Source organism: Streptomyces deserti (assembly GCF_054782695.1).
In genome coordinates, this window is sequence record NZ_BAAGRZ010000001.1 from 1,316,637 (window position 1) to 1,330,196 (window position 13,560).

The window sequence follows — 13,560 nt, forward strand, 5'->3', positions numbered from 1 at the left end:
GAGGGGCGGCGAGAGCGGGTCCGGCTGTCAGGCGGGGCTCTCGGCGATGGGCTGCGGGGCGGCCTGACCATCGGCGACCGTGCCGGTGCCGCCGTCGCCGCTGCCCGCGGTGTCGGTCGGGTCGGGCGTGGGCTCGTCCGTCGGGGTCGGGTCGGGAGCCGGCGTGGTCGGCACGTCCGTCGGCTGCGTCGGGGTGGGCTCGACCACGCCGGGGCCCGGCTTCGGGGTCGTCCGGGTCGGGGTCGGCTTCGGTTCGGCGGAGGTGTCCGGCCGCTCGGGCCGGGAGGTGGGGCCCGGAGCGGGCGCGCTGACGTCCGGGGACGGCGCCGTGACCTGGTCGGTCGTGGGCGCGCTGCCCGGCACGGCCGCACCGGTGTCCGTGGCCGGCGCCGGCTCGGCGGGCTCCGGCGAGGTGTCGACCTGGCCGGCGGGCTGCTCGTCCCGCTGGCCCGGTACGGGCAGCCAGGGCGCGTCGGAGTTGCCCGACAGCACGGTGACGGCGATGACGGCGGCGTAGCCCGCGCAGGCCAGGCCGACGATCATGCCGATACGGCGCAACCGGCGGCTGCGGCGACCGGACGCGTCGACGAAGACGGGGCCGTCGGAGGAGCCGTCGTGCGCCCGGCCCGGCGCGCCCTGCGCCTGCCGCACGCCTCCCTCGCCGACCTGCACGGCGTCGAGCTGGACGGTCACCTCGTGCGGGTCGTGGGTGCCTCCGGCGGCGTCGGGTTCCTGCTGCCAGGGGTCGCGGACGACGGACGCGGAGGAGGCCGCAGCGGAGGATCCATCGGACGCAGAGGACCCGGAGGAGACGACATCCGTGTCGGCCCCACCCCCGCTCTGCCGCGGAATCCCCCGCAGCAGCCGCGCCTCACCGGTGACGCCCTCCGGGAAGACCTGCGTGACCCTCCGGTCCCGGTCCTCGTTGCCGGCCGGTATCTCCTTGGTCGCGGACGCGGCCTCGGGCCATACCGGTTGGGCGTCTTCTCGCCAACTTTTCACGCGCACGCACTTCCCCCCACGGGGCCGTCCACGGGCGCGGACGCGACCCGAGTGCTGTCGCCGAACCGGGCCCCCACCCGATTCAAACGCCCCGTTTATCACACCTTTGCTGGGACGGCCGAATGTAGCGCATGCGGAGGTTGTGTGTAAGCGGCGTGTTGGTTCCTGTCAGCCAGTGAGACAACTTGCGGACAGCAAAGCGACAAAAGGTGCTATCAAGACGACATGAAGGCCTCATCAATGGCCGGAACCCATCCCTCGGCGGGACGCCGCAGCCAGCCCTGCTCGGCCGCGAGCTCGGCCGCCGCCCGTCGAAGCGCGTCGAACGCGGGATGCGTCAGCCCCTTGCGCCACACCAGTGACACCGGGGACAGCGGGACGGGGTCGACCAGGGGCCGCAGCACGGTGGCGGGCAGGGGCGGGAAGCCCACCACGGCCAGAACCGGGTTCCGGGTCCTCGCCATGAGCCGCTGGAACTCCTCGTCCCCGACGGCCAGCGGGGCGGGCGCCGCGACCTCGATGCCCCGCCCCTCGAACAGCAGCCGCGCCAGGTCGGTCCACTCCGGGGTGCGCGGGTTCCCGGCGCCCGCGTACACGGCCTCACCGGCCAGCGCGGCGAGCGGGACCTCCGGCAGCGCCGCCAGCCGGTGGTCCTCGGGCAGTACGACGGCCATCGGTTCGTAGCGCACGGGCTGGTGGTCCAGACCCGCCCGCAGCGCCGGGGCCAGCCCGGCGAACCGCCCGAACGACGCGTCCAGCCGGCCCGCCAGCACCTCGCCCGCCGCCCCGGTCAGACCGCTCTCGAAGCGGGCCATCAGCTCGTGCTCGGGAGCGAGTTCGCGGGCCCGGTGCAGCACGCGGCGCGGGGTGACCAGGCCCGGCGAGATGAGGTCCACCAGCAGCGGCCGGGCCTGCCCGAAGGCGGCGAGCAGCTCGTCCTGCGCCTGGAGCACCCGGCGGGCGTACGGCAGCAGCCGCTCGCCGTCGGCGGTCAGCGTCACCTGCCGGGTGGTCCGTACGAACAGCTCGGCGCCCAGCTCCCGTTCCAGGCGCCGTACGTCCCGGCTGAGCGCCTGCTGGGCGACGTACAGGCGCGCGGCAGCGCGGGTGAAGTGCAGCTCCTCGGCGACGGTGACGAAGGCGCGCAGGAGGCGGGGGTCGAGGTGGGCGTGTATCGCGGGTGTGCCGGGCATCCGGCGAACTTACAACGGGAGTGCGTGAATCGGTAAGGAGTAGGTGTTGGACCCCTTGATCCACTCGGGGTGACGGTGGACGCATGCCGCAACCGCCTTCCAAGCACCCGTCTGCCAAGCAACCACCGTCCCAGGACGCCCTGTTGCTCACGGTCACCGCCGACACCCTCGTCGCCGCCGACTTCCGCCCCCGCACCCGGACCCGAACCGGCACCCGCACCCGCCGTCGCCGCCCGCCCGGCCCCTACCGCCGTCTCTTCGCGCTGCCCGGCGCCCGCGCCTTCACGGCCGGGAATCTGATAGCCCGCCTTCCGATGGGCATGTTCAGCGTGAGCGCGATCATCATGATCGCCGGGGCGCGGGGCTCGTACGCCCTCGCCGGCGCCGTCACGGCGACCGGGCTGGCGGCGACCGCGGTGGTCGCGCCGTGGACCGCGCGGCTCGTCGACCGGTACGGCCAGGCCCGGATCGCCGTGCCCGCCACGGCGATCGCCGTCCTCGGCTCCCTCGCCCTGCTGCTGTGCGTGCGCCACGGCGCCCCCGACTGGACCCTCTTCGCCGCGTACGCCGCCACCGCGACGACCCCGAACACCGGCGGCATGTCCCGCGCCCGCTGGGCCCACCTGCTGAAAGGCGACCCGAAGGCCCTGCACACCGCGAACTCCTTCGAGCAGGCCGCGGACGAGCTGTGCTTCATGCTCGGGCCGGTGCTCGCGGCCTTCCTGTGCGGCACGTTCTTCCCGGAGGCGGGCACGCTGGCCGGCGCGGTGCTGCTGATGTCGGGCGTCCTGCTGTTCGCCGCGCAGCGCTCGACCGAGCCGCCGCCCCGGGGAGGTACGACGACGGCCGGCTCACCGTTGCGGGCGCCCGGCATCCCGCCGCTGCTGGCCGTGTGCCTGGCGATGGGCGCGGTGTTCGGGGCGACGGAGGTCGTCACGATCGCGTTCGCGGACGCACAGGGTCACAAGGCGGCGGCCGGTGCCGTGCTCGCCCTCCAGGCGGCCGGCTCATGCGCGGCCGGCCTGGTGTACGGGGCGCTGCGGCCGGCCGGGTCCGCGCGGGCCCGCCTGCCGTGGTGCGTGGCCGCGATGACGGCCCTGCTGACGCTGCCGCTGCTCGCGACGGCCCTGACCGGCTCGCTCCCGCTCCTCGCCGGCGCGCTGCTGGTCGCCGGGATGGCGACCGCCCCGACCATGGTCACCACCATGACCCTGGTCCAGCGGAGCACCCCGGAGGGCCGTCTGAACGAGGGCATGACCCTGGCCGTGACGGGCCTGCTCGGCGGCATCGCCTGCGGCAGCGCGATCGGCGGCTGGACGGTGGAGCACGCCTCGGCGACGGCCGGGTACGGGGTGCCGGTGACGGCCGCCGCCGTGGCCCTGACGATCTCCCTCGTTCTGTTCGGGTCGTCGAATCGCTTCACCAAGCCCGCGTAACCCGTTTCGTCAATTTCTGCGTATCCCATTGACGCCCTGGAAGCTCGCACATACCTTCGCCCGTCGAAGCGCTTCGACGCCGCCGTATCGAACGATTCGACGACCCGCGCGGCGCTGCGACCCACCCATCCGGCTCCCCTGGAGGCACGGGATGTTGACGGCACGACGGCGTGTGGTGGCGACGGCGGTGGTCCTGGCCGGATCACTGCTGGTGACCTCCTGCGGTGACTCGGACAGCGGCTCCTCCGACGGCAAGACCCTGAAGCTCTGGCACTACGAGGGCCCGGACAGCGCGATGGGCGCCGCCTGGAACGAGGCCATCAAGGAGTTCGAGAAGACGCACCCGGGCGTGAAGGTCGAGTTCGAGGAGAAGGGCTTCGAACAGATCCAGAAGACCGCGCCCATGGTCCTCAACTCCGGCGACGCCCCGGACCTCATGGAGTACAACAAGGGCAACGCCACGGCGGGCCTGCTCTCCAAGCAGGGCCTGCTCACCGACCTCACGGCCGAGGCCACGAAGCGCGGCTGGGACAAGAAGCTCAGCGCCGGTGTGCGCACCACCAGCGTGTACGACACCAACGGGGTCATGGGCTCCGGCAAGTGGTACGGCGTGCCCAACTACGCCGAGTACACGCTGGTCTACTACAACAAGGACCTGTTCAAGAAGCACGGCATCGCCGAGCCGAAGACGCTGGGCGAACTGACCGCCGCGATGGGCAAGTTCGTCGACGCGGGCGTCACCCCGCTGGCCAACGCGGGTGCCGAGTACATGGCCCAGCAGTACCTGTACCAGCTGGCCCTGTCGAAGGCGGACCGCTCCTGGGTCGACGCCTACGAGCTGTACAAGGGCAAGACCGACTTCCACGACGCGGCCTGGACGTACGGCGCCGAGACCTTCGCCGACTGGGTGAAGAAGGGCTACATCGCCAAGACCTCGTCGAGCACCAAGGCGGAGGACGCCGGCGTCTCCTTCATGCAGGGCAAGGCACCCATCATGTTCTCCGGCAGCTGGTGGTTCGGCCGGGTCGCGGCGGAGGCGAAGTTCGACTGGGGCACCTTCCTGTGGCCCGACTCGAACCTGACCCTGGGCTCCGGCGGCAACCTCTGGGTCGTCCCGAAGGGCGCCAAGAACAAGGAGCTCGCCTACGACTTCATCGACATCACCATGTCGAAGAAGATCCAGAACCTGCTCGGCGACAAGGGCGGCGTCCCGGTCGCGGCCGACCCGAACGCCATCACCGACCCGCGGGCCAAGACCCTCATCGCGAACTTCAACACGCTCTCCCAGAGGGACGGTCTGGCCTTCTACCCCGACTGGCCGGTCCCCGGCTTCTACGACGTCCTCGTCTCCGAGACGCAGAAGCTGATCACGGGCAGCGCGCGACCGGACGAGTACCTGGACGCGTTGCAGGAGGCGTACGACAAGGGCGCACCGAAGCGATGACGGTCGCCGTCGACAAGCGGGGCGGGCGGGTGACCGGCAAGCAGGCCCATGCCGGCCCCCCGCGCCGCCGCCCCCGCGACTCCTACGCCCTGTTCCTGCTCCCCGGCGTCCTGGCCTTCCTCGCCGTCATCGTCCTGCCGTTCCTGATGAACACGGGCGTGAGCTTCACCGACTGGCAGGGCGTGGGCAGCCCGAGCTGGTCGGGCCTGGCCAATTACCGCGAGCTGGTGGACGACAGCGAGTTCTGGGCGTCGTTCCGGCACAGCCTGTTCATGGTCGTGGCGATGGCGCTCGTGCCGACGGCGATCGGCCTGGTCCTGGCCGCCGCCCTGTTCGACTACGTCGGCAAGCACTTCGGCTCGAAGACGGCCGCCGTGCTGCGGGCCTGCTTCTACCTCCCCCAGGTGCTTCCGATCGCGGTCGCCGGCATCGTCTGGAGCTGGATCCTCGCCCCCGACAACGGCTCCCTCAACGAACTCCTGAAGGCCATCGGCCTGGACTCCTGGCAACAGGACTGGCTCGGCGACCCCGACCTCGCCCTCTACAGCGTCATGGGCGTCATGGTCTGGGTCCAGATCGGCTTCCCGCTGGTGGTGTTCATGGCGGGCCTGCAACGCGTCGACCCGCAGCTGTACGAGGCGGCCGAGTTGGACGGCGCCGGCTGGTGGCGCCGCTTCTGGCACATCACGCTGCCGCAGATCCGCCCGGAGACGTACGTCGTGCTCACCTGGTGCACGATCGCCGCGCTCAAGGTGTTCGGCGCGGTGTACGTGCTGACGAAGGGCGGCCCGGGCGGCGCCACCAACGTGCCTTCCTACTTCTCCTTCACCACGTTCTTCGAGAAGACCCAGGTCGGCTACGGCGCCGCGATCTCCACCGTGCTGACCGTGATCATCCTCGCCCTCTCCCTGGTCGGGCTGAAGCTCCAGACCCGGGCCGAGGACGCGGAGGAGGGGACCCGCGCATGACCGCCGTACGCCGCTACCCGGTGCTGGCAGCCCTGTGCATCGCCGCGCTCTTCATGGTCGTCCCGTTCCTCATCGTGGCGGTCAACGCGGTCAAGTCCCCGGCCGAATACGCCCAGAGCGGCCCACTGAGCCTGCCCGACGGCCTCTACCTGGACGGCCTGAAGGACTTCTGGGAACGCGTCGACTACGGCCAGAAGCTGCTGAACTCGCTCCTGACCAGCGGCGCGGTGGCGATCTTCGCGGCGGCTCTGTCCGTCCTCAACGCGTACGCGATCGGCATCGGCCGCGTCAAGGGCCGAACCTGGGTGCTCGCGTTCTTCGTGCTGGCCAACATGCTTCCGCAGGAGGCGCTGGTCTACCCGATCTACTACCTGAGCAAGGAGGTCGGCCTCTACGACACCCGGCTCAGCGTGATCATCGTGTTCACGGTGATCCAGGCGGCCTTCGGCACGTATCTGCTGTCGTCCGTGCTGGGCCAGTTCCCGCGCGAGATCATCGAGGCCGCCCGCATCGACGGTGCCGACAAGTGGCAGGTCCTGTGGCGGATCGTCGTCCCCGTCAGCCGCCCCACCCTCGGCGTGCTGCTGGTCTTCTTCTTCATCTGGACCTGGAACGAGTTCCTGCTCCCCCTGGTCATGCTGATCTCCAACGACAACCAGACGGTGTCGGTGGCGCTCGGCGTCCTCCAGGGCCAGCGCCTGATGGACGCCACCATGACCAACGCGGCCGCCCTGCTCGGCGTGCTCCCCGCGATCGTGTTCTTCCTCGTCTTCCAGCGGACCCTCACCCGCGGCATCGCCGCAGGTGCCGTGAAGTAAGGAACCCCCCACATGAAGTTCACCGACGGTTACTGGCTGCTGCGCGAGGGCATCACCGCGGCCTATCCGGTCGAAGTCCTCGACGTCACCGCGCAGGACGGCGCGCTGGAGATCCACGCGCCGACCCAGCCCATCCGCCACCGCGGCGACCTGCTGAAGGGACCGGTCGTGACGATCAGCGCGCACGCCCCGATGCCCGACGTCATCGGCGTCACCTTCACCCACTTCGACGGCGAGCAGCCGCGCGGACCGGAGTTCGAGGTCGCCACGCAGGACGTCCCGGCGCAGGTGGCGTACGACGACGAGCACGCGACCCTGACGTCCGGCGCGCTGTCGGTGCGGGTGGCCCGCACCGGCTCCTGGCACGTCGACTTCCTCGCCCACGGCCGCACCCTCACCTCCAGCTCCATCAAGGGCATGGGCATCATGCGGGAGGCGTCCGGCGGGCACTACCTGCGCGAGCAGCTCAACCTGGGCGTCGGCACGTCCGTCTACGGCCTCGGTGAACGCTTCGGCCCGCTGGTCAAGAACGGCCAGGTCGTCGACATCTGGAACGCCGACGGCGGCACGGCCACCGAGCAGGCCTACAAGAACGTCCCGTTCTACCTGACGGACGCGGGCTACGGCGTCTTCGTCGACCACCCGGGCAAGGTGTCCTTCGAGGTCGGCTCGGAGGTCGTCTCGCGGGTCCAGTTCAGCGCCGAGACACAGCAGTTGACGTACTACGTCATCTACGGGCCGAGCCCGAAGGAGATCCTGCGGAAGTACACCGAGCTCACCGGGCGTCCTGCGCTCCCGCCGCCCTGGTCGTTCGGCCTGTGGCTGTCGACGTCCTTCACCACCTCCTACGACGAGGAGACGGTCACCTCCTTCATCGAGGGCATGCGGGAGCGCGAACTGCCCCTGTCCGTCTTCCACTTCGACTGTTTCTGGATGCGCGAGTTCAACTGGTGCGACTTCCAGTGGGACCCGCGGGTCTTCCCCGACCCGGAGGGCATGCTGGCGCGGCTGCACGCGCGGGGCCTGCGGGTGTGCGTGTGGATCAACCCGTACATCGCCCAGCGCTCCCCGCTGTTCGCCGAGGGCAAGGCGCTCGGGCATCTGCTGAAGCGGCCGGACGGCAGTGTCTGGCAGTGGGACCTGTGGCAGCCCGGCATGGCACTGGTCGACTTCACCAGCCAGGCGGCCCGTGACTGGTACGCCTCCAAGCTGGAGGCGCTGCTCGCGCAGGGCGTCGACTGCTTCAAGACGGACTTCGGCGAGCGGGTGCCGGTCGACGTGGCCTGGTCCGACGGCTCGGACCCGGAGCGCATGCACAACTACTACACGTACCTGTACAACCGCACCGTCTTCGACGTGCTGCGCAAGCACCGCGGCGAGGAGGAGGCCGTCGTGTTCGCGCGGTCGGCGACGGCCGGCAGCCAGAAGTTCCCGGTGCACTGGGGCGGCGACTGCGAGGCCACGTACGAGTCGATGGCCGAGTCGCTGAGGGGTGGCCTGTCGCTCGGTCTGTCCGGTTTCGGCTACTGGAGCCACGACATCGGCGGCTTCGAGGGCACGCCGACGCCCGCGCTGTTCAAGCGGTGGATCGCCTTCGGCCTGCTGTCCTCGCACAGCCGCCTGCACGGCAGCTCCTCCTACCGCGTCCCGTGGCTGTTCGACGAGGAGGCCGTGGACGTCCTGCGGCTGTTCACCCGACTGAAGCTGCGGCTCATGCCCTACCTGTACGAGGCCGCCCGCACCGCCCACGCCGAGGGCGTGCCGATGATGCGGGCGATGGTGCTGGAGTTCCCGGACGACCCGGGCTGCGCCCACCTGGAGCGGCAGTACATGCTCGGGCCGGACCTGCTGGTGGCGCCGGTGTTCTCCGACGAGGGGGACGTCTCGTACTACGTGCCCGAGGGCACCTGGACGCACTTCCTGACCGGCCGGACGGTGACCGGGCCGCGCTGGGTGCGCGAGCAGCACGACTTCCTGAGCGTGCCGCTGCTGGTCCGGCCGGGCGCGGTGATCCCGGTGGGCGCGGTGGACGACCGGCCCGACTACGACCATGCCGACGGGGTGACCCTGCGGGCGTACGGCCTGAAGCGGGGCGACCAGGTGACGGTGCCGGTCGGGGACGTGACCTTCACCGTCGTACGCGAAGGCGACACCCTGCGGGCGTCCTGCAGCGACCCGGCGGCGCCCTGGGGACTGGCCTCCGGAGAGCGCGAGGTGCGGGCGCAGACGGGGACCGGGTTCCTGACGCTGGAGCTGGGCTGATGGTGAAGATCACGGACGTGGCACGGCACGCCGGGGTCTCCCCCAGCACCGTGTCCTACGCGCTGAGCGGCAAGCGCCCGATCTCCGAGGAGACCCGGCGCCGCGTCGAGACGGCCATCCGCGAGCTGGGCTACCGCCCGCACGCCGGCGCCCGGGCCCTGGCCAGCAGCAAGTCCAACGTGCTCGCCCTGGTGATTCCACTGCGGGCCGGGATCCACGTACCGGTGGTGATGCAGTTCGCGGTCGCGGCCGTCACCACGGCCCGCGCCCACGACCACGACGTGCTGCTGCTCACCCAGGAGGAGGGCGAGGAGGGGCTGCGCAGGGTCGCGGACACGGCGATGGTGGACGCCCTGATCGTGATGGACGTCCAGCTCCAGGACCCCCGGCTGCCGCTGCTGCGCTCGCTGGACCGGCCGTCGGTGCTGATCGGCTTCCCGGCCGAACCGGACGGGCTGACCTGCATCGACCTCGACTTCAAGGCGGCGGGCGAGGCGTGCGTGGAGCATCTGGTGCGGCTCGGGCACCGGGTGGTGGCACTGGTGGGCTCGCCGCCGGAGGTGTACGTCCGGCAGACCGCGTTCGCGCAGCGGCTCGTGCAGGGCTTCACCGCGGCCGCCGACCGGCACCGGCTCGCCTCCGCCGTGCACCCGTGCGAGACCGGCCCCGGCGCCGCCCGGCGGATCGCCGAGCAGCTGCTGCGCGAGCAACCGGCGTTGACCGGAGTCGTGGTCCACAACGAACCCTTACTGGAGCCGCTGATCGACGCCTTCGAGCAGCTCGGGCTGCGGGTGCCCGGCGACCTGTCCGTCGTCGCCGTCTGCCCCGACGAACTCGCCGCGTCGGCCCGCGTCCCGGTCACCTCGATCGCCCTGCCGTCCGCCGAGGTGGGCGCGCGGGCGGTGGAGCTGCTGATGCACAAGCTGGGCGGCAAGTCCGCACCGGAGGCCACGCTGCTGCCGCCTCGGCTGACCGAGCGGGCGAGTACGGCACCGCGCACGGCCTGACGTCCCACACGACCTGGTAAGGCCCTACCCGAAGGAGCCGTGGCATGAAGGGCAAGCGAAGAAGCCGGAGAACGAGAACGAGAACGACCCTGGTCCTGGCGTTGGCGCTCGTAGCGGGCCTCGGCGCCACCGTCCCCGCGCAGGCGGAGGACACCCTCCCCTTCCGTAACCCGAAGCTCTCCGTCGACCGGCGGGTCGACGACCTGCTCGGCCGCCTCACCCTCGACGAGAAGGTCTCCCTCCTCCACCAGTACCAGCCCGCCATCCCCCGCCTCGGCATCCGGCCCTTCCGCACCGGGCAGGAGGCCCTGCACGGCGTGGCCTGGCTCGGCGAGGCCACCGTCTTCCCGCAGGCCATCGGCCTGGCCTCCACCTGGGACCCGAAGCTGATGGAGCGGGTCGGCTCGGCGGTCGGCGACGAGGTACGCGGCTTCCAGCGGGAACGCCCGGCCGGCTGGGGCCTGAACGTGTGGGCCCCCGTGGTGAACGTGCTGCGCGACCCGCGCTGGGGCCGCAACGAGGAGGGCTACAGCGAGGACCCGAAGCTGACCGGCGCGCTGGCCACGGCCTACGGCGAGGGCCTGACCGGCGGCGACCCGGACCACCTCAAGACGGCTCCCACCATCAAGCACTACCTCGCCAACAACAACGAGGTGAACCGCACCACCACCTCCTCCGACCTGCGCCCGCGCGTGAAGCACGAGTACGAGGAGGCGGCGTTCAAACCGGCCATCGAGGCGGACGCGGCCACAGGAGTGATGACCTCCTACAACCTGGTCAACGGCCGCCCGGCAACGGTCAGTCCCGACCTGAACGACGTCGTACGGACCTGGACCGACCGGGACCTGCTGAACGTCACCGACGCCTTCGCGCCGGGCAACATCCCCGGCGACCAGAAGTACTACCCCACCCTCGCCGAGGGCGACGCGGCCGCCCTGAAGGCCGGCATCGACAGCTTCACGGACAACAACGACGACCCGGGACCGACGATCGACGCCGTCAACTCGGCTCTGCGGCAAGGCCTGCTGAAGGAATCGGACGTCGACACGGCGGTCTCCCACATCCTCTCCATCCGCGTCCGCCTCGGCGAGTTCGACCCGGGCGGCGGCAGATACGGCTCGATCGGCAAGTCGGTCGTCAACAGCCCGGCCCATCGGAAGCTGGCCCGCACGGCGGCGGCCGAGGGCGCGGTGCTGCTGAAGAACGCGGGCGGCGCGCTGCCACTGCACAAGTCCGCGAAGGCGGCGGTCGTAGGCCCCCTCGCCGACACCCTCTACACCGACTGGTACTCGGGCACACTCCCGTACGCCGTCACGCCCGCCGAGGGCATCGAGGCGAAGCTCGGCACCCCGGTCGCGAGCAGCGAGGGCGTGGACCGGATCGCCTTGCGCAACACGGCGACCGGCAAGTACGTCACGGCGGGCACGGACGCCGACGGCGAGCCGCTGAAGGAGAGCTCGGCCTCAGGTGTCAGCACACAGTTCGACATCTTCGACTGGGGCGCGGGCATCGTCACCCTCCGCTCGGCCGCCAACGGCAAGTACGTCGGCTACAACTGGTCGAACTTCGTCAACGACCAGACCCAGCCGAGCGGCTGGTTCGTCCAGCAGCAGTTCGTGCCGGAGCGGCAGGCGGACGGCACGTACGTGCTCCGCTACGCCGGCTACGAGACCCGGGAACCCTGGTGGTCCAACCCGGTCTACCTCGGCCCGACCGGCGCGGACGGCACCCTCGGCCTGGTGGCGAAGGAGCGGGCCGCCCACTACGCCAAGGAGATCGTCCGCAGCGGCGTCGAGGAGGCCGTGGCGGCGGTGCGGGGCAAGGACACGGCCGTGGTGGTGGTCGGCTCGATGCCCGCGATCAACGGCCGGGAGACGGACGACCGTGAGGACATGGGCCTGGCGCCGGCGCAGGAGGCGCTGGTGAAGGCGGTGCGCAGGGCGAACCCGAACACGGTCGTGGTGGTCGAGAACAGCTACCCCACCACGCTCAGCGCCCTCCAGAAGAAGGTCCCGGCCGTGCTGTGGACGTCCCACGCGGGCCAGGAGACGGGCAACGCGCTCGCCGACGTCCTGTTCGGCGAGGTGAACCCCGCCGGCCGCCTCACCCAGACCTGGTACCGCTCCGAGTCCGACCTCCCGTCGATCCTCGACTACGACATCATCAAGTCCGACCGCACCTACCAGTACTTCCGGGGCCGCCCGCTGTACCCCTTCGGCCACGGCCTGTCGTACACGACGTTCCGCTACGGCGCTCTGAAACGCGTGGGCGACGGATACGAGGTGCCGGTCACCAACACCGGCACCCGGGCCGGCGACGAGGTGGTGCAGCTGTACGTGCGGCAACGGCAGTCGCGCGACAAGCAGCCGCTGAAGCAGCTGAAGGCGTTCCAGCGGGTGGCGCTGCAGCCGGGCGAGACGAAGACGGTCCACCTGAGGGTGAGTGAGAAGGACCTCGCCCACTGGGACGTGACCCGTTCGAAGTGGGTCGTGGAGACGGGCACGTACGACGTGCTGGTGGGCGCGTCCTCGGCCGACATCCGCACCCGCACCGCCTGGCCGGTACGCGGTGAGACGATCCCGCCCCGGGACCTGTCGAGGACCACCCGTGCCGAGAACTTCGACGACTACGACGCCGTCCGTCTGGTCGACGAGTCGAAGGTACGCGGCACGGCGGTGGCCGCGTCCGCCGACGGCGCGTGGCTGAAGTTCGCGGACGCCGGGCTGGGCCGAGGCGCCTTGGCGTTCAGCGCACGCGTCGCCGGGGCGCCCGGCACGGTCGAGGTACGCCTCGGCGCGCCGGACGGCCCGCTCGCCGGGACGGCACGCTTCGCCGGAACCTCGTCGCCGTACACGTACGAGACGGTGACGGCCGGCCTGTCGGCGGCGGCGGCGGCGAGGGGCCGAACGGACGTGTACCTGGTGCTGAGCGGCGGTCTGCGCCTGTCGGCCTTCACCCTGCGCTGACACACGACGAGGGCCCGGTGGCTGAAACCACCGGGCCCTCGTCACATGGAGATTGTGGAGATGGCGGGAATCGAACCCGCGTCCAACGGTGCAGAACCAGGGCTTCTCCGTGTGCAGTCCGCTGCGCTTTTCTCGGCCCCGGAGATCACGCGGACAAGTCTCCGACGGGCCCAGTCACTGTGTGATTTCCCTCCAGACCCCGTGACCGGGTCTAGAGGTTTAGTTCCCTGAATGATGCCAGGACCCGGGTCGGGAACACCCCCGGACTGACACTCCCTTTAGTAGGGGAGCTGCGCTCGCGGCCTTAGATCAGGCAGCGAGGGCGAGCTCGCCCTGGGAGAGCTTTGCCTTGGAATTGGCAGTTATTTTTTCGGCCTGTGGTTTACGAGATCATGGCCGCTTCCTCGACACGCTTCCCCTGCTTCGACATCCGCTGTCGAAACCGATCATCCCCATGTTGATTT

General features: G+C 70.8%; 9 protein-coding genes and 1 other RNA gene. 7 read left to right on the forward strand and 3 right to left on the reverse strand.

Annotated features, from left to right (window positions below; translation table 11 throughout):
- Positions 1 to 27: 27 nt before the first annotated feature.
- Positions 28 to 1,002, reverse strand: coding sequence for a hypothetical protein (locus ACYVMZ_RS05970; RefSeq protein WP_461076129.1), 975 nt, complete (start codon positions 1,000 to 1,002; stop codon positions 28 to 30).
- 215 nt (positions 1,003 to 1,217) lie between these two features.
- Positions 1,218 to 2,195 carry a LysR family transcriptional regulator gene (locus ACYVMZ_RS05975; protein ID WP_461076131.1) on the reverse strand — a complete coding sequence of 326 codons (978 nt, stop codon included), beginning with the start codon at positions 2,193 to 2,195 and terminating at the stop codon, positions 1,218 to 1,220.
- 83 nt (positions 2,196 to 2,278) lie between these two features.
- Here ACYVMZ_RS05975 and ACYVMZ_RS05980 point away from each other — a divergent pair, with 83 nt between their 5' ends.
- The 7 genes from ACYVMZ_RS05980 to ACYVMZ_RS06010 all read left to right on the forward strand — a co-directional run bounded on the left by ACYVMZ_RS05980 (position 2,279) and on the right by ACYVMZ_RS06010 (position 13,096).
- Positions 2,279 to 3,631 (forward strand): MFS transporter, encoded by a 1,353-nt coding sequence (locus ACYVMZ_RS05980; protein ID WP_461076133.1) that lies wholly within the window; start codon positions 2,279 to 2,281, stop codon positions 3,629 to 3,631.
- Positions 3,632 to 3,782: 151 nt separating this feature from the next.
- The gene (locus ACYVMZ_RS05985; protein WP_461076135.1) at positions 3,783 to 5,075 is read left to right on the forward strand and encodes an ABC transporter substrate-binding protein; all 1,293 of its coding nucleotides are present in this window, start codon (positions 3,783 to 3,785) and stop codon (positions 5,073 to 5,075) included.
- Complete coding sequence (locus tag ACYVMZ_RS05990) at positions 5,072 to 6,043, forward strand: carbohydrate ABC transporter permease (protein ID WP_461076137.1); 972 nt, start codon at positions 5,072 to 5,074, stop codon at positions 6,041 to 6,043. Before ACYVMZ_RS05985 ends, ACYVMZ_RS05990 begins: the two co-directional genes overlap by 4 nt.
- A complete protein-coding gene (locus ACYVMZ_RS05995; RefSeq protein ID WP_461076139.1) occupies positions 6,040 to 6,861 on the forward strand; it encodes a carbohydrate ABC transporter permease in 822 nt (273 codons plus the stop codon). Before ACYVMZ_RS05990 ends, ACYVMZ_RS05995 begins: the two co-directional genes overlap by 4 nt.
- 12 nt (positions 6,862 to 6,873) lie before the next feature.
- Entirely contained in the window at positions 6,874 to 9,123 is a 2,250-nt protein-coding gene (gene yicI / locus ACYVMZ_RS06000) for an alpha-xylosidase (protein WP_461076141.1), read from the forward strand.
- Positions 9,123 to 10,130 carry a LacI family DNA-binding transcriptional regulator gene (locus ACYVMZ_RS06005; protein ID WP_461076143.1) on the forward strand — a complete coding sequence of 336 codons (1,008 nt, stop codon included), beginning with the start codon at positions 9,123 to 9,125 and terminating at the stop codon, positions 10,128 to 10,130. Before yicI ends, ACYVMZ_RS06005 begins: the two co-directional genes overlap by 1 nt.
- A 44-nt stretch (positions 10,131 to 10,174) precedes the next feature.
- Positions 10,175 to 13,096, forward strand: coding sequence for a glycoside hydrolase family 3 protein (locus ACYVMZ_RS06010; RefSeq protein WP_461076145.1), 2,922 nt, complete (start codon positions 10,175 to 10,177; stop codon positions 13,094 to 13,096).
- A gap of 52 nt (positions 13,097 to 13,148) precedes the next feature.
- Here ACYVMZ_RS06010 and ssrA read toward each other — a convergent pair.
- Positions 13,149 to 13,550, reverse strand: a transfer-messenger RNA (tmRNA) gene (ssrA, locus tag ACYVMZ_RS06015).
- Positions 13,551 to 13,560 lie beyond the last annotated feature (10 nt).

Excerpts from the sequence above, each read along its gene's own strand:
- ACYVMZ_RS05975 (WP_461076131.1), bottom strand. The coding sequence starts at position 2,195 with ATGCCCGGCACACCCGCGATACACGCCCACCTCGACCCCCGCCTCCTG.
- ACYVMZ_RS05980 (WP_461076133.1), top strand. The coding sequence starts at position 2,279 with ATGCCGCAACCGCCTTCCAAGCACCCGTCTGCCAAGCAACCACCGTCC.
- ACYVMZ_RS05985 (WP_461076135.1), top strand. The coding sequence starts at position 3,783 with ATGTTGACGGCACGACGGCGTGTGGTGGCGACGGCGGTGGTCCTGGCC.
- ACYVMZ_RS05990 (WP_461076137.1), top strand. The coding sequence starts at position 5,072 with ATGACGGTCGCCGTCGACAAGCGGGGCGGGCGGGTGACCGGCAAGCAG.
- ACYVMZ_RS05995 (WP_461076139.1), top strand. The coding sequence starts at position 6,040 with ATGACCGCCGTACGCCGCTACCCGGTGCTGGCAGCCCTGTGCATCGCC.
- yicI (WP_461076141.1), top strand. The coding sequence starts at position 6,874 with ATGAAGTTCACCGACGGTTACTGGCTGCTGCGCGAGGGCATCACCGCG.
- ACYVMZ_RS06005 (WP_461076143.1), top strand. The coding sequence starts at position 9,123 with ATGGTGAAGATCACGGACGTGGCACGGCACGCCGGGGTCTCCCCCAGC.
- ACYVMZ_RS06010 (WP_461076145.1), top strand. The coding sequence starts at position 10,175 with ATGAAGGGCAAGCGAAGAAGCCGGAGAACGAGAACGAGAACGACCCTG.